At 44.0% G+C, this 23911-nt stretch carries 20 protein-coding genes and 2 pseudogenes; 8 read left to right on the forward strand and 14 right to left on the reverse strand.

What is annotated here, in order from left to right; genetic code table 11:
• Positions 1-9 precede the first annotated feature (9 nt).
• Both rdgB and rph read right to left on the reverse strand, forming a co-directional pair.
• Positions 10-612: an RdgB/HAM1 family non-canonical purine NTP pyrophosphatase gene (gene rdgB, locus AC2UZJ_RS09225; RefSeq protein ID WP_486949863.1), complete on the reverse strand. Its 603-nt coding sequence runs from the start codon at positions 610-612 to the stop codon at positions 10-12.
• Positions 609-1352: a ribonuclease PH gene (gene rph / locus AC2UZJ_RS09230; RefSeq protein WP_486949864.1), complete on the reverse strand. Its 744-nt coding sequence runs from the start codon at positions 1350-1352 to the stop codon at positions 609-611. The genes rdgB and rph overlap by 4 nt, the downstream gene beginning before the upstream one ends.
• A gap of 86 nt (positions 1353-1438) precedes the next feature.
• Here rph and AC2UZJ_RS09235 point away from each other — a divergent pair, with 86 nt between their 5' ends.
• Together AC2UZJ_RS09235 and AC2UZJ_RS09240 are read left to right on the forward strand one after the other, a co-directional pair.
• Positions 1439-2365 (forward strand): YicC/YloC family endoribonuclease, encoded by a 927-nt coding sequence (locus AC2UZJ_RS09235; protein WP_486949865.1) that lies wholly within the window; start codon positions 1439-1441, stop codon positions 2363-2365.
• Between the two features lie 180 nt (positions 2366-2545).
• Positions 2546-3754 carry a tyrosine-type recombinase/integrase gene (locus AC2UZJ_RS09240; RefSeq protein WP_486949866.1) on the forward strand — a complete coding sequence of 403 codons (1209 nt, stop codon included), beginning with the start codon at positions 2546-2548 and terminating at the stop codon, positions 3752-3754.
• Between the two features lie 128 nt (positions 3755-3882).
• On the opposite strand, the gene AC2UZJ_RS09245 is transcribed toward AC2UZJ_RS09240, so the two are convergent.
• Entirely contained in the window at positions 3883-4482 is a 600-nt protein-coding gene (locus AC2UZJ_RS09245) for a hypothetical protein (protein ID WP_486949867.1), read from the reverse strand.
• A gap of 138 nt (positions 4483-4620) precedes the next feature.
• Here AC2UZJ_RS09245 and AC2UZJ_RS09250 point away from each other — a divergent pair, with 138 nt between their 5' ends.
• The 5 genes from AC2UZJ_RS09250 (at position 4621) to radC (ending at position 8214) form a co-directional block, all read left to right on the forward strand.
• Positions 4621-5058 (forward strand): phosphoribosyltransferase, encoded by a 438-nt coding sequence (locus AC2UZJ_RS09250; RefSeq protein ID WP_486949868.1) that lies wholly within the window; start codon positions 4621-4623, stop codon positions 5056-5058.
• A gap of 150 nt (positions 5059-5208) precedes the next feature.
• On the forward strand, positions 5209-5559 hold the full coding sequence (locus tag AC2UZJ_RS09255) for a hypothetical protein (RefSeq protein WP_486949869.1): 351 nt from the start codon (positions 5209-5211) through the stop codon (positions 5557-5559).
• A gap of 137 nt (positions 5560-5696) precedes the next feature.
• Entirely contained in the window at positions 5697-6698 is a 1002-nt protein-coding gene (locus tag AC2UZJ_RS09260; protein WP_486949870.1) for a YqaJ viral recombinase family nuclease, read from the forward strand.
• Positions 6699-6777: 79 nt separating this feature from the next.
• On the forward strand, positions 6778-7644 hold the full coding sequence (locus AC2UZJ_RS09265) for a recombination directionality factor (protein WP_486949871.1): 867 nt from the start codon (positions 6778-6780) through the stop codon (positions 7642-7644).
• A gap of 69 nt (positions 7645-7713) precedes the next feature.
• Positions 7714-8214 (forward strand): RadC family protein, encoded by a 501-nt coding sequence (gene radC, locus AC2UZJ_RS09270; protein WP_486949872.1) that lies wholly within the window; start codon positions 7714-7716, stop codon positions 8212-8214.
• Positions 8215-8350: 136 nt separating this feature from the next.
• Here the strand turns inward: radC and AC2UZJ_RS09275 are convergent.
• The 10 genes and pseudogenes from AC2UZJ_RS09275 to AC2UZJ_RS09320 all read right to left on the reverse strand — a co-directional run.
• Positions 8351-8437: pseudogene (locus AC2UZJ_RS09275) on the reverse strand (flagellin); the annotation flags it as partial.
• A 1168-nt stretch (positions 8438-9605) separates the two neighbouring features.
• Positions 9606-10013 (reverse strand): annotated as a pseudogene (locus tag AC2UZJ_RS09280) (flagellin N-terminal helical domain-containing protein); the annotation flags it as partial.
• Positions 10014-10221: 208 nt separating this feature from the next.
• Positions 10222-10722: an early set domain-containing protein gene (locus AC2UZJ_RS09285; protein WP_486949873.1), complete on the reverse strand. Its 501-nt coding sequence runs from the start codon at positions 10720-10722 to the stop codon at positions 10222-10224.
• A 47-nt stretch (positions 10723-10769) separates the two neighbouring features.
• Positions 10770-15761 carry a DEAD/DEAH box helicase gene (locus AC2UZJ_RS09290; protein ID WP_486949874.1) on the reverse strand — a complete coding sequence of 1664 codons (4992 nt, stop codon included), beginning with the start codon at positions 15759-15761 and terminating at the stop codon, positions 10770-10772.
• Between the two features lie 125 nt (positions 15762-15886).
• A complete protein-coding gene (locus AC2UZJ_RS09295) occupies positions 15887-16801 on the reverse strand; it encodes a GIY-YIG nuclease family protein (protein ID WP_486949875.1) in 915 nt (304 codons plus the stop codon).
• A 101-nt stretch (positions 16802-16902) separates the two neighbouring features.
• Entirely contained in the window at positions 16903-17529 is a 627-nt protein-coding gene (locus tag AC2UZJ_RS09300; RefSeq protein ID WP_486949876.1) for a YagK/YfjJ domain-containing protein, read from the reverse strand.
• A gap of 306 nt (positions 17530-17835) precedes the next feature.
• Entirely contained in the window at positions 17836-18897 is a 1062-nt protein-coding gene (locus tag AC2UZJ_RS09305; RefSeq protein ID WP_269902075.1) for a Fic family protein, read from the reverse strand.
• 20 nt (positions 18898-18917) lie between these two features.
• Positions 18918-19574 (reverse strand): IrmA family protein, encoded by a 657-nt coding sequence (locus tag AC2UZJ_RS09310; protein ID WP_486949877.1) that lies wholly within the window; start codon positions 19572-19574, stop codon positions 18918-18920.
• 102 nt (positions 19575-19676) lie between these two features.
• On the reverse strand, positions 19677-21008 hold the full coding sequence (gene iscB / locus AC2UZJ_RS09315; RefSeq protein ID WP_486949878.1) for an RNA-guided endonuclease IscB: 1332 nt from the start codon (positions 21006-21008) through the stop codon (positions 19677-19679).
• Positions 21009-21473: 465 nt separating this feature from the next.
• Positions 21474-21737: a helix-turn-helix transcriptional regulator gene (locus AC2UZJ_RS09320; protein WP_486949879.1), complete on the reverse strand. Its 264-nt coding sequence runs from the start codon at positions 21735-21737 to the stop codon at positions 21474-21476.
• A gap of 403 nt (positions 21738-22140) precedes the next feature.
• Between AC2UZJ_RS09320 and AC2UZJ_RS09325 the strand changes: the two genes are divergently transcribed.
• Entirely contained in the window at positions 22141-23184 is a 1044-nt protein-coding gene (locus AC2UZJ_RS09325; RefSeq protein ID WP_486949880.1) for a hypothetical protein, read from the forward strand.
• Between the two features lie 161 nt (positions 23185-23345).
• Here AC2UZJ_RS09325 and AC2UZJ_RS09330 read toward each other — a convergent pair whose 3' ends face one another.
• A complete protein-coding gene (locus tag AC2UZJ_RS09330; protein ID WP_486949881.1) occupies positions 23346-23801 on the reverse strand; it encodes a DUF1016 N-terminal domain-containing protein in 456 nt (151 codons plus the stop codon).
• Between the last annotated feature and the right edge of the window lie 110 nt (positions 23802-23911).

Genomic DNA, 23911 nt, shown 5'->3' on the forward strand with positions numbered 1-23911 from the left:
GGTAATAAATTAAGCATGAATTTCAGCTAAGCGACGAGTCAGTAAGTGCAAAGCCTGGGCACGATGGCTATGTTGGTTTTTTTGCTCAGGCGTTAGTTGGGCTGCTGTCAAATTAAACTCTGGTACAAAAAATAAAGGGTCATAGCCAAAACCATGCTCCCCTACCTCGGCCTGCGTTATCTCCCCCCACCACACGCCTTCGGCAATAATAGGCCGTGGATCATCAGGGCTGCTCACATAAACCAATAATGATACAAAGCACGCTTTGCGATGAGTAATGCCTGCCATATGTTTAAGTAGTAAAGCATTATTAGCGGTATCACCTTGGCCGGCCTCATGCATGGCAGCATAGCGCGCAGAATACACGCCCGGCGCCCCCTCTAGGGCCAACACAGACAGACCAGAGTCATCGGCAACCGCGGGCAACCCTGTAATAGCGCTAGCATGTCGAGCCTTAGCCAAGGCATTTTCCACAAAGGTGCCAAACGGCTCTTTAGCTTCTGATACCCCCAACTCACCTTGAGGGATAAGATGTATTTGTAACGTATCAAATAAGCGCTGAAACTCAGCCACCTTACCGGGATTGTTGGAAGCCAACACTATTTTTTTCATAAATAAACATCCGTCTTATTTAAGGCATTTTTCTGCAGTACAAAAAGATCAGCAATGCCTTTTTGCGCGTAATCCAAGATAAGATTAAGCTCACTACGGTCAAAACATCGCCCTTCTGAAGTGCCTTGTAGCTCCACAAAGTGCATAGCACCATTCATCACTACATTTATATCAGCATCGCAGCTAGAGTCTTCAATATAATCCAAATCTAACAATGGCTGCGCCCCTTTCATACCTACAGACACAGCTGCTACCTGATCAGTAATAGGATTGGATTCAATAAGATCGTTTTCTAATAAATGGCTCACTGCTAAAGAAGCTGCCACCCACGCTCCCGTAATACTGGCACAACGTGTGCCGCCATCGGCTTGCAATACATCACAATCAATCTGAATCGTGCGTTCACCTAAGAGAGATAAATCAAATACCGCACGTAGACTTCGACCTATAAGACGCTGAATCTCTTGAGTGCGGCCACTTTGTTTACCACGCGCCGCTTCGCGATCTGAACGTGTATGCGTGGAACGCGGCAACATGCCGTATTCCGCCGTGACCCAACCTTGTTCTTTACCACGTAAGAAAGGTGGAACTTTATCTAATACGCTGGCATTGCATAGCACATGCGTTTCACCCATTTTAATGAGCACCGAGCCTTCAGCATATTTACTAAAACCCGTTTGAATCTCTACGTCTCGTAACTGCTTTACATCGCGCTGAGCTGCTCGTTCAATTGTGTTCATCTTTTTCCCTTACAAAACCCTTAGTGTACTACGGCCTGTACTCTAGCCTACAATAGAGCCTTGGAATTTTAAGCTAAAGGAATACTATGATTCGCAGCATGACCGCATTTGCTAATACTCGTACTGAACTAGAATTAGGTGCCATTACGATGGAAATGCGTAGCGTCAATAATCGCTACTTGGATTTACACTTACGCCTACCTGAAGAACTCCGTTTTAGTGAAGCCACTATTCGTGAACAACTAGGCCGTGCATTACAACGCGGCAAGGTGGAACTACGTGTTAATTTTCAGCGTGCCTTTAACGCAGATAAAAATCAACTACATCCAGAGCTACTTAAGCAAATCGCTACGCAGTTAACCGATGCCCGTGCTGTAATCCCGGATATACCCGCCCCCCGTTTAAATGAAATCATTGCCTTAAATCATCAAGAGCAAGGTTTAGACCATGAGAGTTGGCTGCCTGCTATTGTACGAAGCTTAGCGTCTGCTCTTAACGATCTAGACCAAGCTAAACGACGCGAAGGGCAACGTTTAGCCACCGTGATGTTGGACGTGGCACAACATATGACGCAACTGCTAGATGAGGTCGAGTCTCATCTACCTATGCTCTTAGAAGAGCATCAACAAAAAATCACCTCCCGCTTAACAGAAGCCCTAACAACAGTTAGTCCGGACGGCTTTGCGCAAATTAGTGGTGAAGAACTGTCTGCTCGTATTGCGCAGGAATCGTCTTTATTCTCTTTGCGTATAGATGTTGCCGAAGAAATTACGCGCCTTCGTTCTCACATTAATGAATTAACGCATATACTCAACACGGGTAATACCGCTGATAAAACCTCTAAAACCCGTCAGGGTAGCATTGGTAAACGATTAGACTTTTTGTTTCAAGAAATGAACCGTGAAGCTAACACTTTAGGTTCTAAGGCCGGATCGATAGAAGTGACACGTGCTGCTATTGATTTGAAGCTGATGATTGAACAGCTAAGAGAGCAGGCGCAGAATATTGAGTGATGTCTACGGGGCTCTGCCGAAGTCAACAAACCCTTTAAAATCAATGATCTTATGAGTTTTTAGTTCTACCCAAGTCAACTGGTACCTACCAGTATCAAGCGAAAAGTGGTAAGTACATTGGTCAGTACATAGGTATAATCAAAAAATAAAGTGGTCAGTACATTTTTTGGGATGGTAGAGATGACTAAACTGACAAGTAAGTTGGTTGCGGCAAAGGTAAAGGGCAAGCCCGGTGATTTTTCTGATGGCCGTGGGTTGTATTTGGTCGTGCCTAAACGAGGGCGCTCTTATTGGGTACTGAGATATACAGTTAACTCAAAGCGTAAAAAAATGACGCTTGCCCCAGTGGATGAATTATCTTTAGCCGATGCTCGTGTTGAGGCGGCTTTAAAAAAGAAGCAGCTACGTGAAGGTCTTGATCCGCTGGTTGCAAAAAAACAAGCGAAATATGCTTCTATTTATACGGTTAATGAGCTGTTTGCGGATTGGCATGAAGGGAATATCAAGCGCTTAAAGCATCACCAGATCCCACAGCGGGTATACACACAAGACATCGCCCCTGTTATTGGGGAGATGCAACCATCCGATGTCACAGGGCGAGACATTAAGCAGATATTGCAAAACATTGTGGAAAGCAATAGGCCTACGGTAGCTAATGATGCCCTGCTCTACTGCAAACAGTTGTTTAACCATGCCATTAAGTTAGACCTGATTGTTCATAACCCTGCTTTTGCTTTTTCGGTAAATGATGCAGGCGGCGTGGAAAAAAGCAGAGACCGAGCGCTTAGCTTCAAAGAGCTCACGCAGGTATTTAAAAAATTCAGAGAAGAATCTGACAGCTTCACGCGAGATAACTATTTAGCTTGTGCGTTGTTAGTGTTATTAGGTGTTCGCAAAGGTGAGCTAACTGAAGCGATGTGGAGTGAATTTGATCTAAAGAAAAAGGCGTGGTATTTGCCCAGCGAACGCAGTAAGTCAGGGGTAGCCATTGATATCCCCCTCCCCGACTTGGCTATTCAATGGCTGAATGAGTTGAAAGTACGTTCTTTGGGGTCTGCTTATGTCTTTCCTAACAGACGATCAAGCAAAATGCCCCATATGGGTAAAGACACCTTAAACCGAGCCATCGCCAAGCTATTCGGCAGAGAACCCGGCAGAGCTGTTCAGCCTGAAAATAAAATGGGAGATATAGCGTACTTCACTGTGCATGACTTACGACGCACGTGTCGAAGCTTGTTGGCTGCTATTGGTATCCCCGGTCATGTGGCAGAACGCTGCCTTAATCACGCATTAAAAGGCGTAGAAGGCATCTATAACCGCCATGATTACTTTGATGAAAGAAAAGAGGCGTTGGAGTTGCTGGCAAAAAAACTGGAACCGATTATTTAAGGTCTTGCCCGTCTTTTTAAGACGGGTTTTATTTTGCTTAAAAATTGAATACAAATAGTAATGAGAATTAAATCCATTAAAATAAAGATGTAAATCTGCGCCAAACAGCAAGGCGACTCCAGCTCGCTTTAAGAGGCTGCTCCTAATCCTACAGTTTCCAGTCTATTTAAAGCCAGTGCTAGACTAGGGCGATCAAAAATATTCAGCTTACGCTGTGCCCCGCGTTCACCAGCAGGCCAATTCTGTACGCCTTGTAGTAATGAGTCCTCGTCATGAGCCACTTTCTCTTTGTGCAAGAGCCAGTCTACTGTTGATAGTAGTTCCATCCCAAAAGGAGATTCAAACCCATCAATAAGCGTCGTCACCTTTTCTAACGCAGGCAAATAGGCTTGCGCCTCGGTGTTCAAATAAACCTCTAGTTCAGCTTTTCTTTGGTCGTTAAACCAAATAACGTCTAGAGGACCACAATCATTAATCCGCTTTTCACATTGCAAATAACTACCATCTAAACGATTTAATAAATGTCGTAATCGGTCAGCATAAGGACCGTAACTATTGGCGATAAAACTTAATACTAAAGGATTAGGTAAATTTTCGGACTCAATAGCACGCTTCATAAACCAAGCTAAAGATTGAATTTCTAAAAAACTACACTCCATACCTAAAATCCAATATCTACGCACGAGCTCAACAATAAGCGCATTACTTGGTTTTAAATATTTTTTCATTAACTCTATATCCTCAATCACTTCTAATAAGTCGGTACAAATTACGTATCCCCCTATGCAGAAGAGGCTACTGGCGATAATGTCATTCCACTTCTATTATCCTTAATGGCTGCCGACCTTCTAAATGGGTACAGTGAAATGGATATCGTACAGTTGCAAAAGGTATTCCATACAGGCGCAGACCCAATGGAACGACTCATGCTTCGTCCTTCCTTTGAAGGTGGTGTAAGCCAAGATGCTGGCTATGTTTTAGTAGACGATGTAACTAGTATGGGTGGTACGCTAGCAGAGCTAGCAAATTATATTCGACTTAACGGTGGAGTCGTATTAGGCAGTATCGTACTTGTTAATGCTGGTAGGGATAAAAACTTTACCCCAATCAAAAAGCATCTGAAAACTTTAGAGGAACGATTCCATGACCAAATTAGACAACAGTTCGGTATCCATATCCCCGCCCTCACAGCAAACGAAGCCAACTACCTTGTTGGCTTTAGAACCTTTGACAAGATCCGAAATCGATGCGTTAAGGCAGAAAAAGAGACACATCTCAGATTACTATCAAAAGGTATTAAGTAAGAAGCTTTAATGTCTTCTTACCTTGTATTAAAAAATAGCAAAGACTAAGCATTTTCAAAAACGTGTAATCCAAATTTTTTCATACCTATATCACCTTAGTGAACCCGGCAGAGCATTGGCTCTGCCTTTTTGTTTTCTAAGGAGATCAGTATGTCATTTGTTCATGAATGCCCACGTTGCCTCTCTAAGCGAGTGCTCACTAAACACACAGGTCGCAAAATTGGCGCAGGCCTTGGCGCTATGGCGGGCTTTGGTTCAGCAATCAGTAGTGCGGCGACCGGAGCGGCTACAGGGGCTTCGTTTGCCATTCAAAACTTCTCAGACAAAAGCCCTTCCCCTCATACCGTTCTCAGTGCGGTGATAGGTGGGTTAGTCGGTGGTGTAGCAGGTTGTGCCGCAGGTGCAGCATTTGGTGATGCCCTTGATCAAACCGTGTTTGATAACTACGAATGCCTTGATTGTGGGTATAGCTTTAGTTATGTCGCCAACTCGGATCATTAACAGCTTAAAGAACTGTCTTGTAGCTCACTCTGTTAAAGCATGGTCTTTACTGGCCTAAGTACCCTAACTTCCCCTTTTTTATAAATGAGCCCGATGTGATTGCATCGGGCTTTTTTTACGCCTTTTAGGAGTCCATCATGCAAACCCAATCCTTACCCCAACCACGTCCTACCTATCGTCCTGCTCTACGCTTAGTGGATACCAAAACCCTTGATCACTCAGAATGGCTCTCTGTCCGTAAACAAGGCATTGGTAGCTCGGATGCAGCCACCGCCATCGGCTTAAATCCATACCAATCACCGCTTGAACTGTGGATGGTTAAAACGGGACGAGATAGCGCTTTTCAAAAAGAAGAGAGCAGCATTGGTTATGCACCGATGCACTGGGGTACACAGCTTGAGCCCCTAGTTGCCAAGCAATACCAAACTCACACAGGCCATCGGGTACGCCGTGTCAATGCCGTATTACAGCACCCTGACCACCCTTGGATGCTAGCGAATATTGATCGTGAAGTGGTGGGTACGACTGAGGTGGATATTTTAGAGTGTAAAACCGCAGGTGAGTTTGGGGCGAGACACTGGCGTGACAGTGTGCCGGAATACGTGCAAATCCAAGTCCAGCATCAGTTAGCCGTCACAGGTAAACACGCCGCCGACGTAGCGGTCTTGATCTGTGGACAAGACCTACAGATCCATCGCATCTACCGAGACGAAGCCGTAATTGCTCGCTTGATTGAACTAGAATCCAAATTTTGGCATTACGTACAAACCGACACCCCGCCACCTGCGGATGGCTCAGAGTCAGCCGCTAAAGCCCTCCAAGCACTATACCCTCACGATAACAGCGAGGAACTAGACTGGAGCCAAGACAGCAGCAAGTCAGCCTTGTTCGGGGATCTCATTGCAGTGCGCCAGCAAGCCGATCAACTGAAGAAACGTGAAGAGCAACTCAAACAACAAATCCAAGAGCAAATGGGCGATGCCAGCAAAGCGCTGTTTGAGACAGGCTCGGTAACATGGAAACGCAGCAAAGACAGCATCACCTTAGACACCAAACGCCTCTTGGCGGATCACCCTGAACTACTGCATCAATACAGCATGACTCGCAGTGGTAGCCGTCGTTTTTTAATCCAAGCCTAAGCCCTATTTCATCACAGCATATAGCCAGCCCGTCGTCACTGACAGGCTGGCTTTTTGTACGCTTTATAAGGACACCCTCATGATTAAAGGTTTAATGATTACCCCACCGACCTTGGGTCGTATTGCCATTGGTCGAGTGGTAGAAAAGAACGGTAAACGCCTGCCTATCAAAGACGATCAGTTCACGATTACTAGCCAAGTACAAACCAAAGACGGTTGGATACCTCACCCCTTAGATAGTGCCTTACGCAAGGGGGATGACAAACTACGCTCCATTCCTATACGCCTGCTCTTTAACGAGCCAGATCTTAACCTACGAGCCGAATACAGCCTGTTTGACCGCACATCAGGCCGACCCCTTTGTATAGGCAATGGTGAGGCCTGTAAACGGGTCACACAAGGCGGGATGCAGTCGCTGGCCTGCCCCGCGCCTGACCAATGTGAGTTTGGGCAAAGCGGTTACTGTAAGCCCTACGGACGCTTAAACGTCGTGATCGACCAAGACGATGAACTGGGCACCTTTATCTTTAGAACCACAGGCTTTAACAGCATTCGTACTCTTGCAGCACGACTGCATTACTACCATGCGGTATCTGGTGGCTTGTTAGCCTGTATGCCTCTAGAGCTCAAGCTACGGGGCAAAAGCACCACCCAAAGCTTTAGGTCTGCCATCTACTACGTAGACATGACCATCCGAGAAGGACTGAGCCTAGAAGAGGCCCTTCAACAAGCCCAAGCCCTACATCAACAACGCCTCAGCGCTGGCTACGACCAAGCGGCTTTAGATCAAGCAGCACGGTTGGGCTTTGCTAATGGGGCTTTTGAAGATAGTGAGGATGAAGCCTTAGAGGTTATCGAAGAGTTTTACCCTGAAGCCCACACACAAGCCCAGCCTAATCAATCCACTACCCTCGCTGAAAAGCTAGAGCAACGTGCAACGGCTTAACCCCTACCTATCCAAACAACATAAACGCCACCCTAAAAGGTGGCGTTTTTTACGTCTAAAGGAAAAATTATGCGTTATCACAAAATGAAAGCCTGCCCCAAGTCTGGCCTGTATCTGATGGAGTCCAACGTACTTTCAGAAGCAGACATCTTAACGATGGCAAACCAGCTTGCTAGAAAGCGCCTAGCTAAAGGCCGCAGCATCAGCAGTCCTCAAACCGTTAAAACCTATTTGCAAAACTTACTACAAGACTACGAGCATGAGGTCTTTGCTGTGCTGTTACTGGACAACAAACACAAAGTAATTGGCTTTGAAGAGCTGTTTAGAGGCACCATCACCCAAGCCCCTGTTTACCCAAGAGAAGTGGTTAAGCTGGCTTTAGAACGCAATGCCGCTGCCATTATCATGACACACAACCACCCATCGGGAGACCCTACGCCCAGTCAGGCAGACATTGAACTGACGAAGCAGCTACGTGATGCGTTGGCTTTGGTGGATGTGAGGGTGTTGGATCACATTGTGGTGGGGATGGAGGGGTGTGAGTCGTTGGCTCAAATGGGTCATATATAAAGCACTCCCCTAAAGGCCAGTACGGCTTTTAGGGGGCTTTATTTTTTGCTTGGAACATAAATATCCGCTCTAATCCATAAGTGATTAAAGTGACTGATCCAAACAAATTATCCATGGCATCAGTTTTTTTATCTAATTAAGTAAGCAAATTAAGAATAGTTTGTGGCACTTGATTGGCCTGAGCTAATACTGCCGCTCCCGCCTGTTGCAAAATTTGATTCCGCTTCACCTCTATCTATTGTTTTTATGTAGTAGTTGCCTTCTTGGTCTTGTACTAGTGACCCTCTTTTATATGGGCTGCTAGCAGGGCCTTGAATATTAAATTGATAGTTTCCATATTTATCTACACTTAAAACGTTCTTATGAGTTATACCGAGCTGATCCCTATAATTAACTTCCACATTATTATTTTCTGGCTTAAGGTGAATTGTGCTATTAATGCCACGTTTTAAATGCGTAGAATCTTCTGTTTTCAGTTGCTTGTTACTATCAGCAGTAACCAAGATGGCTTGACTATCACTTTCACCCCTATTTGTTACCTCTACTCTGGCCCTAAAATACTCATACTCAGTACCGTTAAAATGCTCTAGGTAATAATAAGCATTAAGCTGTACTAAGCTGTACTCATTTTTATCAACATTATTGTCATCTAGTTTAAATATGGTTTCTTCGTGAGCGTTAATACCACTTATTTGAGGCATGTACCGGCTATCACCACCCGTATTAGTAGTGCCCAAATCCGATTGGGTTATTACTTGGCCGTCAACCATTTCTACCCTTGTAACAGTGGCATAGCTACTGTTATCAGGAACAAAATAGTCTAAATGAGCTTCGTAATATTGATATGGATCATCGGCATCACCAGTATTAACTCTAATATAATTTTTACCGCCTATATGCACTAACAATTGACCCTCTAAACTTATAGGCTGCCCATCTTGGTCAGTATACGGTATATTCCCTAATGGTATATCACTTGCAAGCTGATTTTGATAATTACCATAACTTCTTTTGCTTATGCTGACATTATTTTCCAGTGTATCAGTATCGTGCATTCCTGATATTGATACGTTATAAAGCCTTCCACCATCATCTTTTACTTTATAGAGCTGCCCGTTAGAGTAGCCATGTGCAGTTACATCAACAAGCACGGGGTCATTAGCTGACGGCGAATAAGTAAGAGTTGTCTTATCATCATAAAGGGGGACATTCTGAGCAGCACCCTTTATGACCGACACGGGCTCTAAGGTTTTAGGTATGTCTCCTTGTATTGTAAAATCCAGTAAGCTCAGGGCGTTTACATCAAACCCATCACCCCCTAAATCTAAAGCAAGCTTGTGTTCGTCTTTTGAGCCAACTTGTAAATTTATATTGCCTGCACTGCCGTCAAGTAGATTGATACCATTAAATAAAGCTAAGCTGTTAAGTCTATCAATTTCTTTAAAATTTAAGTTAATTTCAGTTTGGATGGTATCCTTGTCTACATCGCTATACGAGCCATTTAGCCCTTGCACGGTAAGCTCTCGTATGCGTTGTAGGCGCTCATTAATATCAGAAAGGTATTTTTCACTAACCTGAATCAAAGAAATCCCATCGTTAGCATTACGGATCGCTACATTTTGCCCTCTGTATTGAGAGCTCATACGATTAGCTATAGCCAAACCTGCGGCATCATCCTTTGCACTATTAATACGTACGCCAGAAGATAAGCGTTCTATGGCTGTACTAAGAGCATTTTTATTTTTATTTAGCTGATATTGGGCCTTTAGCGATGGCAGGTTAGTTTTTACAGTAATCATCGTTTGTATTTTTTGTACTCAAGCTTTTATCCCTCATAATAGGCCCGTGATAATGTAACGACATATATCTAGAAATCTTTAATTTGAGCAGCTGACTTTGGTGGGGCTAAAGAGTATGAGTCGTTGGCGGAGAAGGGGGTATTATGAAAGAAGCATATAGGCAGGATAGGTGACTTACAACTAGAGCCGCCTATTGCAAAAAAGCACTTTATTTAAGCCGCTCTACACCAACCGACCTCTCTATTCCTTCAATTTTCATTTTATACGTTGCCCCTTCTTTATAAATTACAGCTTTAGGCATAAAGGCATACTTATAAAGGTAAAAATAGTCCGTTTGCTGCCAAATTTGTCCATTTGTTAGCTTTACTAAGGTCTCACCCTCCCACCCATTAAACTCACCATCTATTGTTACCTCAAACATCTCCGACCCCCTCGATTGTAAGGTCTTATTTATTAACTTCACATCCAAAGACCTACCTGCTACGAGGAGCTTTCCTTGAGCCTCACAAACAACAACCTGCGGGTAATACTCATACAAATACTCATACTCATACAGCACCTCACCAATCTCTCCGTTAGCCAACTTAAAAATCTCTCCATGATTTCCCATGAAAGGACTTGGGGACTGTATTACAGATTCATAGCAAGCTTGGACTCCACAAGACATCATTAACAAAACAAAAAATATATATACTTTAAATTTTTTCATTACTCACCCAGCAGAAATATAGAACTTTTTCGAATTAACTTTTCGTGTCAAATATCCAACTCAGGCAAGCCCTGTACGATTTTCATCGTCTCCAAGCTGACCGTAATAACCCGTTGTAATAACTCCAACGGATAACGTGGATTGTTCATTGTTTCTATCGCCCAGTCATTGGCATCATTCACAATACCCGAGGCTTTATGCGTAGAAACGCCTTGGCGTTCCATGACCCATGCAATGGCAGACTTACCGTTCACCACATAGTCATAAGCCTCTAAGGGAATGTCAGACAGGGTGATCTTTGTGTTGTAAATGATCTTACTCAGGTCATTTACGCTCTTACCCGTTTCCTCGTCTTTTTTCTTTGGGTGCTTCATTTTGGTGACGTAAAAGTCCTCATCTGTAGCCCCTACGAAATCAGTACCGTTATGCTGAAGCTTGCCTGTAAAGGTCACGGGGTACTTGTCTACGGTTTCATAGTTCAAGTGCAACTGGGCAAGCTGGCGGCCAGCTTGACTAAAGGTGGTGAAATCCTCAAAGGTTTTAACTCGAGGAATGCGAGGTAGTTCTTTGCTTAGGTTGTTTGCAAAGCGGCTGCGGTAATCTTCGCTGTGCAAAATACCGTATACGTAGTAGAACAAGTCTTCTTTGCTGATGGTTTGGTTAGGGTAGGCTTCTTGGAAGTGCGCTAAGCCTTCGTCTGTGATGGCATCACGACGAACTAGGCCTGTTTCGGTTGTGACTTCGCTAAATAAGTCAGCTTCATTTGAAACCACGGACTCTTCGTAAAGATAAAGAGGAAAGCCCTGCCCAGTATCTAAAGTATGTAAGTCTGTTGCTTTATCGGAAAGCAAAACAGAAAACCCTGCTCTTGAACCCACTCCTGTAACTTGAATAATTAAATTCTCAGCACTAGCATTGGGGAAAATGCGAGGCATTTGGTAAACCATTTCATTGAGTTTTCGATCAAAGTACAACCACTGCTTAGTAAAAGGTCGGTACAGGGACTTGATGGGTGCCGTTGACTGAAAACTTAAAACCCTTCCTCTTACTAAATCATTTTTAAGCGCTCTAGTCCAGCTCGTTTTTGTTGGATCAAAATCTAAGAAGTCATCCACTTTACTTTCACGCTCTGGAATGCTTTCTCCATTACCAATACTTTCAAATCGAGTTAGCTCCTGATTGTAACCATCTATCAAACGCTTAATATTGTCACCTAAACTGTCTAAGTTTGAGTTATAAGCCCATGCGTCTCTTTGAGTTTTAACTCCATTGGAGTAGTTTTCAAACACTGTAACCGCAGTCTTATCTTTCTTATCCCCCAAAGACATATACTGCTCAAAGCTCTCATCACGCTGACTCAACCAGTCCCCATGCTCATCAGGCGTAATAATTTTCCAATTTGGAATACTTTCTACACCTCTAAGATCAGTGATACGCTCTAACTTTTCAACAGAACTCAGATTATCGCCTATATCGTAATAATAAATCTCTCCCCCTATACCTCTTAATGGGTTTTTAACCAAAACTATTATTGCAATACTTGTCATACTGCCACTTCCAAAAATATTTTGCCCTTCTTTTGCAAGCCCTTTACTAAGCATGTTTTTACGAATATCACCTCGTAAATTAAAAACATATAGGTGGGAAAACTCCTCAGCCAAACATTTTCTCATGCCATCAGCTTGACTACTTTCCAGGTATCGTCCGTTAGTGATAAAACCAATCACCCCTTGATCTCCAATTCGATCCGAAGCCCAGCGAATGGCTCGTATATAACTGTCATACAACGCATTTTTATTTGTGGCGACAGAACGCTCTGCATAGGTTGCCCGTATGCGCTCGTCTAGCTCAGGGTAGGCAATATTCGCATTGTTATCATTAGCACTGGACTGTCCAGCTGAATACGGAGGATTACCAATAATGACTCGTATGTCTAATGACTTTTGGCGCTTTCTACGTTCGCTGTTTTCTTCTAGCAGTTGATCTACCAAGTCCTCAGATTCGTACATCTGAAAGGTATCAGTTAAGCAAATGCCCTCAAACGGTACATAGGGGACATCCGTAATATCGTCCTCATCTTCTTTACCCGTCACATTACCCGATAGAATCCCATGATAAGTGGCTTCGATATTGATGGCAGCAATATAGTACGCCAGCAGCACGATCTCATTCGCATGGATTTCATTCTTGAATTTGTACGGTAGCTTATCGGCGGGAATGATACCGCTTTGCAGTAAGCGTGTGATGAATGTGCCTGTGCCCGTAAAGGGGTCGATGATGTGAACATTTTTATCCGCTAGGCTAGAGTTAAACTCCTTGCGCATGACGTCTTCGACACTATGGATAATAAAGTCCACCACTTCCACAGGGGTGTACACAATCCCTAAGCGATCTGTCATACGGGGGAAGGCTTTACGGAAAAACTTATCGTACAGCTCAACAATAATGCGTTGTTTCCCCTCGGCACTTTCAATGCCCTCGGCTCGCATTTGCACTGACTGATAGAACGACTGGAGCGTATCGGCTTCTTTGTCGATGTGATGCGCCTCTAATGCCGTTACCACTGACTGCATGGCCTTTGACATGGGGTTATGCTCAGTAAAGTTGTACCCCTTAAATAAGGCATCAAACACGGGCTTGGTAATCAAGTGCTGCGCCAACATCTCGATGATTTCATCATCACTGATGGAGTTATTTAGATCGTCACGTAGCTCAAGAGCAAACGCATCAAAGGCGGCTCGTTCAGTTACGTTGTCTGGGTTTTCAAGAATCCCTTTAATGCGACTGATGTGAGTGTTGGCAATTTTGGCAATGTCTTCTGCCCACTCTTCCCAGTGCAAGCGGTTGCCCACTTTTTCGACTAGCTTGGCATAAATAGCACGTTCAATTTCACCGATTTCAAACTGTAGGCTAGCCTGTTGTGGCTGGGCTGGATAGCCAGCATTTGGCTCGCCAAGACCATATTGTCCTTTACCTGCTTTTTTCTTTTTCTGTTGAGGTGTGCTTTTAGTGCGTTGTTGCACTTTGTCTGTAATGGCAATGACCTCCATTTTGCTGCGGTCTTGACCGATTAGCTCTAGTTTGTTGACCATCGCATCAAAGCGATCATCGTGCGATCGCAAGGCTTGCAGCACTTGCCAGACAACTCGATAGGTTTGGTTGTCGTTCAAAGCTTCGTGCGGCTCCATGCCTGATGGAATCACGACAGGCAGCACTACATAACCCAGCTTCTTTCCGGGTGCATTACGCATCACACGACCCACCGATTGCACCACATCCACTTGTGAGTTACGTGGTGTCAGGAATAACACCGCATCCAACGCAGGCACGTCTACTCCTTCGGATAAACAGCGTACATTACTCAGGATACGACAGGTGTTGTCAGGGGTGTCGGCTTTTAACCAGTTGAGTTTTTCTTCTTTTTGACTGGCGTTCATGCTGCCATCAACGTGATTAGCTTCACATGTAAGTCGCACTGCGGTTTCTGGATCAAGGCTCTCGAAAGCCTCTGCCTCTTGGTATGCCTCAACCACGTCTTGGAACATGTTGGCGATATTGACGGATGCCACTTGATGACGACGTGCTTTGGCACTAGGACGAATCACCTGACAAAAGGCCACGGCTCGCTTCATGGGTTCAGGGTCATGCATTAACCCTTCATCTAAGCCCTGTTTAGCCAATGCCTTCCAACAACCGACAATCTTCGCGGCATCATCTACCTTGAGCTGATTGTTGTCATCGGACAATAAGCTTTGTAGGCGACGACTGACCAAATCCTCTTCGACCGCTAACACAATGACTTTGTAATCCACCAATAGACCACGTTGTACGGCTTCAGAGAAGTTAATGACAAACAACTCTTTACCATAGTGTTCTTCGCTATCCATGGAATACACTGCGGCATTACTTTCTGCGGCAGTGATCTTAGCATCTGCACTATAAATACGAGGCGTAGCTGTCATATACAGGCGTTTTTTAGCACGCAAGAAGTCAGCATCATGCACTCGTACAAAGGCGCTTTCGTCTTCATCGGCAAAACTTGCCCCTGTGGTGCGGTGGGCTTCATCACAAATGACCAAATCAAATTCAGACAAATCAAACTGATGCTGAGCATCACTAATCGTAGCAATGGAATGATAGGTACTAAAGACGACACTCATGCTGTCCGCATCATGCCGCTTAAGCATTTCCTCAGCTAACCGTTTAGCATTCGTCGTAGCGGGATAGCGCAGCTCATGGGTAAACGTTTGCACCATGTCATCATCCACCTTACGCTTTTTACCCACATCACTGTCTGAGCAAACGGCAAAGCTGTGTAATGGTATTTCACTTTCTTGAGTCCATTCAGTTAACGTCTGCGACAACAACGATAAGCTAGGAACCAGAAATAAAACCCGACCCCCTGCCCCAGCTACCTGCTCAGCTATTTTTAAGCTAGTAAACGTTTTACCGGTGCCACAAGCCATAATCATCTTGCCGCGATCCGCTTGCTCTAATCCACTGATGACGGCTTCTAAGGCGTTTTTCTGATGCGGTCTTAATGTTTTACGTGGCTGCTTAACAGGGGCCTGACCCGCTTGGTATTGAGACCAATCAATCTGACTGCTCTCTAAGTCATACAAATCAATTTTACTAATAGGCGGCTGTTGATCGCGTAAGGCTTCTTCTGCGTGTTCAGTCCAGTTATTGGTCGTACTGATGATAATGCGATGGGTAAAAGGACGCTGACCGGAAGCCGTGAAAAAGCTATCAATGTCACGGCGTTGAACTTTGTAGTCTTCCGCATAAAACTTACATTGAATTGCATGGTACTCCTCCGTACCACGGGTTTTAGCCACTAAATCAATGCCTATATCGCGCTTATCTATTTGCTGTAGCTCAGCCCAGTCTGCATACGTCCACACATCACTATATAAATCACGATAAGTGGCCTCATTACGCAAATACATCAATATCAGCTCTTCAAAATACGTGCCTTTTTCACGCTCTGTGACCGCGGCTTGACGGAAAGAATCCAATAACTCGTATAAAGCTGACATGCGAACCCCTTTTAAGCATTAATTTTTGTAGTGGCTTGATTGTAATTAATTATATCAACAAGTGTTACGTCCACTAGGACGGTCTGTAGCGTACAGGAGTTGCCTTGCTAATTACGTAAGAAATCCTACAACACACTTACCTGCAACTCCTGCCAAGCCCCATAAGTCATCCCCTTACCCTCGATAACCCACGACAATCGGCCATTAGCACTACGCCCTGCTACTACCGCTGCGGCAGCACTGGGACTGGAGAAGGCGGTGTCTGTTGTAAAGTAACGCTTACCAGATTCTTTTTCCGCTAACACTCCACTCGCACATAACTGTTCGTATAAACGCTCATAACCACCTGAGACACCCTCCCAGCTACCGCGTGCAGAAGATCCAGCCAATACAACAAACTGCCCGTCTTGCTCTCTAGCAGAAGCCGCAATACCTTTTGATGGCATCGTAAAAACAAATAGGGATGACTCTGTAGTCATAGTCAAAGACTCAGCAACGTTATCCTTAGAAGTCACGACAGGACTACGTAAAAACTCAAAGTCTAATACAGGCAAAATGGTACGTAACTGATCAATGAAGAAAGCCATATCGGCTTGATCGGACTCCGGTAAGCTCACATACTCGTGTGCAGTACCATTCACCAGCTTGCATAAGCCACTATCACTGACATTTCGGATCAAACGACTCTCTAGGTATTTAGCATGCGCTTTAGTTAGATTCTGATCTTTACTAGTGACTAACCAAACATGCTCCCAAAAGTCCTTACCTCCTGACTCCTCAGCACGGTTATGTTGTTTAAGCCGTGTAGCCACATCATCACTCTCACCGATATACACCAAGGGCAACGCCCCGCCATCGGGATCACTTCCCATTAAGAAGTACACACCCGTCCGACTACTCTCAGGACGTTGCACTAACTCTGCAAGTTTCGTTCTAGGGCCTGTTAGCACATGCCCTGTCCAATTCATAATCTCAGCAGTAATTAACCCTTGCGGTGAACCATCTACTAAAAACAACCTAACACTACGACCTTGAGCCACCCTTTATCTCCGTATGATTACTATCATTTGTATTAACACTTAACTGCGTTTCTTAAGAAGGGCTGATAACAGCCCAACCCTCTTAAAACCAAATAAACCTATCAAGCATAAGCATCAGGATAGTCAACCTCTCTAGGCCTGCCTAAGCGCCCCTGCTTGGGCTTATACTGCCCCTGCCTATAGGCACGTCGCCCTCTCGTTTCTGAGCCGCTTACATCAAGCTTAACAAGGTATTTAGCTACATCATTTTTAAGGCATTCTATTTTTTTCTCGTCTCTGTAATCAATCATACCCACCCCTACCCTGCGATACTTATACTTATTCATATTCGGACTATTGTAATCCCCAAGTCTGCGTGTTATCACCTTCACCCAGTACTCCCCTATGGCTTTAGCTAAGCCATAGTCATCCCTTACTCTTTGACCATCAAAGAAGAACAGCACATGATAATGCCACTTTCTATCGGTTCCGTACTCTAGCCTTGCTGCGTAGGTTATGTAATGCTCAAACAAACGGTTAGATCGTAGATTATTTCTAAGCCTCTCAAAGGCTTCATTCATGTAATCGTAGGTATTAATTAATTCATAGTCTTTTTGAATATAAAAATCCAAACGTACAACTAACAACTTAGAGTAGTCATTAAAAAGATTATCAATCAAACCATGTAATCGTCTTTGATTTCTCTTATTAATTGGATCATCAGATCCATTAGATGAAGGTCTAGTCATGCCTATGTCCTTTAGCATTAATCAATTAAAAAGGAATAGGTCTTAGATGCATTACAGTAATAGTTTGGGTGTGTTAAGCACACCCTTTAGTCTTCAATATGTTTATTTCTATATTTACTAGTTAAACATTAAATATACTCTTTATTACTTTTACTTATTAATAGCATCTAAAACCTAAAGTCATGAACCTGTGCTGTGTCGCTTCTTCATTTCCATTGATCCCTGCCCTACAGGAATTTAAGCAATGATCATGAAAATTATTTCTACACACTTAGGCTCACAACATAAGGCATGGGTAGTAAAAAATTACTTACTCAACTGCTGTAGGAACTCTTGTCCTTTTAGTGTCAATTCATACTTCTGTTGTCGGCTGGTAGGCTTGTCAGGAATCGTCATTTGAATCCACTGCTTTTCCAGTAAGGCTTTCACCTGCTTATTCAATTCACCTGAGATCGATGTATGTCCCAACAAAGCAGCCAACTCTGATTTACTCAGTGATTGATCTCTAATGAACAACAAGACCTTAGCAGCAATGCTTGACTCTAGCCGCGACTCTAGCTGCAACTCTAGCCGTTGATCCAGATCTTGCGTATCCTCTTGCTCTTCACTTACTGTTTGCTGTCTTAGTGTTTGACTAATCACGTCCAACATAAACTCCACAAACGGCGCGCTGTTGGTCTGGGCAGTACTGTGAGCAATTGCTTGGTAATACTCTGGCTGATTAGCATAGACCAAGGATTCAATCGGCAAATTAGCAAACAGGGGATTCCATTTCGCCAAAATCAAACTTTGCCATAAGCGGCCCATCCGCCCATTGCCATCAGCAAACGGGTGGATGAATTCAAACTCATAATGAAAAATAGCACTCGCTACCAAAGGGTGGTGCTCAGTGCGCTGCAGCCAATTAAACAGGTCTTTCATTAAGCGGGGTACTTGATTAGCAGGCGGTGCCATATGAATCACTTCCTTACCACTCATTACGCCAACTCCACCACTCCTATACAGCCCACTCTCATTCATAAGGCCCACCATTAAAACGTCATGCGCTGCTAATAAGTCTGATTCTTTCTCTGGCTGATAAAAATGAAAGTTGTCATAAACGGCTAAGGCATTTTTAACCTCTTGCACCTCTCTGGGTGGGGCAATAACAGGTTTTCCTTCTAACACAGCCGTAATCTGATCTACGCTTAAGCTATTACCTTCTATCGCTAATGAGCCATGAATCGTGCGAATTTGGTTAGCTCGGCGTAAACGCAAAGAATAAGCTCTACGTTCACGCTCTGCATACCGCCCTAGCAACTCACTAATCTCAGCGACCAAGTTCAATATTTTTGGACTAATTTGTATTGGCGGTTCGTAACGACTCATCTTGATTTCCCTGTAAAAAATTACATCCTAATACGGTCGTGATACATGTAGCCTATTTGCCCTGTAGGAGTACAAACTTGCCACCAGTTACCTTTTTGCTGGAAGGTAGAGAAAGGCTCGTCATCGAACACTTTTTCTATAATGGTACTTTTGGCATTAGGTTGTGATCGCACATTGGTATATCCATCTTTATCAAATATAGTTGCAACAGTAGTAAACCTAGGATTATTGCAGTTATTAATCTGCTGAGTGACTTGTTTGGGTTGTGGGCTTATTTCTATCTGAAATGGTACAAAGTCACGTGCGCTGAACTGCCCTGTTGCTAATAAATCCTGCCTTTGATTATTAATAATGGCTTCGGCATGGGTAACCACTAGGCTTAAATCTGAATCGCAAGCTAACTCACTTTCCCAAAAAGCATCTGCATAACGCTCAAAACCAGCTCCACCAAATGAGTTTATTTCAAGCACAGCATCATCAACAACTGTATTCGCTTTATCTACTACATCTATACGTACCTGAAGCTGCTCTACCGGCTCAAGGCCGCTATCAAACGTAAATGATGCGGCACACATACCTTGCCCTGCCCAAACGGTATTAGAGTGCCAGAAATCAACCGCTTGCGCCGATGAGGAAAAAGTAATTGCCGTCAGTAATCCTGCTAGTAAAGGAGTCATTTTTTTCATTATCATCAAGATGTTGCGCGAGATACCCCGTCATTGATGGCGGGGAGGGATAGCGCGTTGGCGTAAGCCAACCTTGTTCTCGCTTCTCCGTAGTTAATTGCTATCCGTTCTAAGTGAATATCCGTAGCCATCGCCCCGTTGAATCAGGGTACAGTAGCGATGGCTAATGCCTTGTATCAAACTTTGGGCGGTTTGGATGTTGAAACTGCCCGAGGCTCTAACGGCAACACGGCCTACATAGGTGCCGATTTTTTTGCCTTGAGTCACCACAGCCTTCACACGATCACCCGTCTGAAAGCCATGAATCTGCTTTTGTCGGGTTAAATAGCCTCGTGGAAAGCCAAAGCGATTCAAGCGGGTGCGTTGGTAGCTGCCGCGACCGGTGGCTTTAATGACTAAGGTGGGTTTTTGCCACTGTTTAACGTGACCTATTTGGCCGACACATACCGCATCGAGGGCGTGCGTTTTAGGTATGTGTAGCCGTGAGCGATTAAATTTCGTTAAGCCGCTTGAAGCTGTATTGACTGGCAATCCCGTTGCCTTAAGCGCATTAAACAGCTTCCATCGTGTGGCGTTAACGGCAGCGGCATCCCGCAAGGGGCGTTTGGCTTGAGCTTGAATTTTAGCGAGGCGTTTAGGGTCTTTGGCCAAAAACTCGGTAATGTGTTGGGCTGCTTTCTTTACATTACACGGCGCACAGGCCAGCGTTAAATTGCTGATGCGGTTTGAGCCACCTCGTGCTTTGGGGTGAATGTGTTCGATTTGTAAGGGTATATTTTGAGCGTCGCAGTACGCGCATTGTCGCTGCCATTTTTCTAGCAAATACTCGCGGACTTCGTAACCCGCTAACTCGCCTTGCTGGTATTCCACGTCCGCTATTTCAGGGTTTTCAAGTTGTTGCATATCAAAGCGTACCAACTCTTGTGCTAGCTGCATGACCGGCGCGTATCGTCGGATGCGCTGCACCCATGATTGAATTGTATCCACGCGGTGCTGTAGGCTGGGCGCCAACCAGCCTGTGGGTCGAGTTCTATTCAGGAATCGCGGAGCGCGATAGCGCAGATTGGCGCTGCGACGGCGGCGACGCATTTGACTACGGGCCGTCAGTGCTTGGCTAATCTGAGTCCCCCGATGTATCAACTCGAACAGGTTTAGTACGTGAGCGGTAGCTGTTATTTCGCCCGTTTCCGTGTTAATCGCCTCGTTATTGCGAACCAATGCCAACCCTGACGTTTTACTGCCGGGGTCAATCTTTAACTCTAGCGGCTGTAACGCACAGTCTGCGACCGTGCGATCCACCAGCCGGATCGTAAAAGGCACCAAGCGATGCACGCGAGCACGACCGCGCTCTAACAATAACCGAGCGCGTTTCTCACTGCACGGCATCAAAGGCCGTTTGTTTTTTCCTAACACAAAAACCGCCATGCGATTTTCTCCTAATCCATGCCCTTACGGGCCTTGTAACGCGGAACAAATGTCCGTCTCTCCTCGGGAAGGTCAACAACCGGCTCCTGCGCGTGCAGCAAACAGAACCTTCGGCGTTTTACCTTGCGCCTGCATGATCCTGTCTTTCCAGAGCCTAGAGCTGAAGAAGCACTCTAGGGTGGGTCTGAACGACCTGTTGTTAACGGAGCGACTCAATAAAAGCCGCTAACCCTGGTCAACCCAGCTTGCTTTTACAAGCTCCGTCCCTTTAGGGCGGGGTAGTTGACTACCTTCAAACTTGGTTTTTATTAAATAACTAAAAATGGAACATAAAAAGCTATGATCTAAAAAGACCATAGCTTCCCTAATCTTTTTACCTAAGTAACCATACTTTTGATTACACAACCAATCATATAACAAATAAAAGTAAGCTAAAGTTTACTCAATAATTGATCACTGACGGACCTAAGCACTCACCTCTTCTCTGGACTCCTCAATCTTCTGCATGAGCCACTGCTCCACCTCACTTTTTAACCACAACGATCTACGACCAAATTTAATTGGTTTGGGAAACTCACCATCTTGAATCAGCTTGTAAAACCACTTATACGATAAGGTGGTTAGCTGGGTGATGAATTTCATATTCACAAATTGGTCTTCCAGCAAAGACACTGCTGATTGTTTAGGTAACTCACTAGTATTGGAATTGCACTCGTCTGTTGTAGTCATGTCGATCTCCTGTCTTGAAAGGCAGAAGTTCGTGCCAACCGAATGATCAGCACCACTTCTACAACATGAACCAAGCGCATTAAAAATCACGAAAAGCAGCTGTCTACAAAATGCCTAAATCGCTTTTTCTCCCCCTCTTAATAAGCGGGAAAAATCTAAAGCTAAGCGTGATAGTCCTGAACCATCGTCACTGATGACAGAACCAAAACTCAATCAAGCAAAGTTTGCTATAATCTCTTATAGTGAAAAAAGTGATTATTTATAAGCTAAATACATCGCTAGGCATTGATTTTTTTATGTCATACTCAAATTAACTAACCTAGATCTTATATAGTTTTGATATAGTTCTTAAATAGTTACCACATAGATCATGACATAGATTAAATATATTAATTGCCTAAATATGTACGGCAAATACATTGCTAAACAGACACTTTTCAAGAGTAAATGTCATACCTTAGCCCTACTAAAAGACCAACCACCCCATGCCATGAGTAGAAAAATACTAACCCCCACTGAAAAACTTGATCTTTTATTTCAAAAAAAACTAGGTAAACGTGAGCTAATATGGTTACGCATGATGCTCGAAGATTTTGGTCTTTCTCCCTCTGATCACAACCCAGAATCTTTTGATGCCCATAAGGAAATGGCAGAATTTATTTCAAAAAAATGGTGGGGTGACGGTGAAAGAAATGCACCATTTGCGTCTTGGAGAACCCCCGAAAACTGGCAACAAGATCGTATTAGAGCTCGCTCTTTACAAGTTTTTTGGAGAGAGGTGGGAACACACCTAGATCAAGATCTGTTGAATGAAGATGCTTTTAGCTGGATAAAAGAAACTGGCCGACAACCAACTTGGCTATTAATACAACTAGACAAACTCCCTTACTTTCGGACTGGAGATTTACTCAATCACCATAAAACACTTAACTCTTTAAGTGCCACTGACTTAAGTGACAAAGAGAAATTCGTCGCTCAATTTGATTATTGGTCAACATCTTCTGAAAATAAGTTACGGACACTAGATCAACTACAGCAAGACTGGAATAGGCAACTGATAGAAGAAAAACCTTTTAGCTGGTACAAAAAGGACCCACGCCAAGAGAAGAAGAAATGTGAATGTGCTTGGAATTGGTATAGTAATAATAAGTCCCCTCAAAGAAGACGTGCCAATCCACCACCAAAGTTTAATAACTTAGATGAGGTCTTAGCGTATATTGATGATGTTGGCTATAGCTTAGAAGAATCGCTTTACCATTTAGAGCAGATTAAGAAAAAATTTAAATCTCAACAGGTTGCCGCCAACCGCAAGGGTAAAAAACAAACCAACCTGTCCTTATCTGAAGAAACACGAGAGATGCTTGAGCTGCTATCCAATCAGAATAAAATGACTAGGACAGAATTAGTAGAGTACCTAATTCAAGAAGCCTACGAAAATGGCATCTAAGAGTATTCCCCCTTCTCTGCTATTGCGCAGCATGCATAAGCTAGAGGTATCATTACAAACTCAATCTTTGATGCAGACATTAAATTAATGGTGGGTATATTGGTGGGTACAATTACACAACAAGAAGAAAATAAAACGCAACCTATTGATTCTAATAAGATTTATTTTCTTAGTCGACATTCAGGCGCAGAATATAGAATGATATCAAGATTGTCATCGTCGCCTTTGTGCTGCTCATCATAAAGGCGTACATAGGTGTCCATCTGTCCTACGTCTTGATGTTTTAATTCAGGACGCACTGCGTCTCGAATTGGGAAAGCCAAATAAAAACGTCGCATATTACGTAAGTTCGTTACATCAAAGCCTTTGCCTAAGCGGTCCGTCAGTGCAGCTGATAGCTGTTTTAATTGTTGGGTGCCGTACTCCGCACGCTCTTGACCTTGCTGCTCTTGCTCTACAATGATTTGCCCAATCTGCCAATAGCTTTGCACCATGGCCTGATTAACGGCATACCGTACTTCACTGCGTGCTGCTTCAATAATCTGTGCGATGGGCTCTATCAAGCTGGCTAGTTGACGAGGATCAACTAGACTCCGTGTTTGCTTTTCTTTATCCACATCTTCACCTTTATTTGAGCCACTATTTTGTAAATTCTTACTTAAACAAGTTTTCTAAGTCTCTTCTATAATAATGACGTAACAGCGCTAGCATGCAATCATGATGCTTT

The sequence above is a fragment of the Paenalcaligenes sp. DL 309 genome (genome assembly GCF_057475285.1).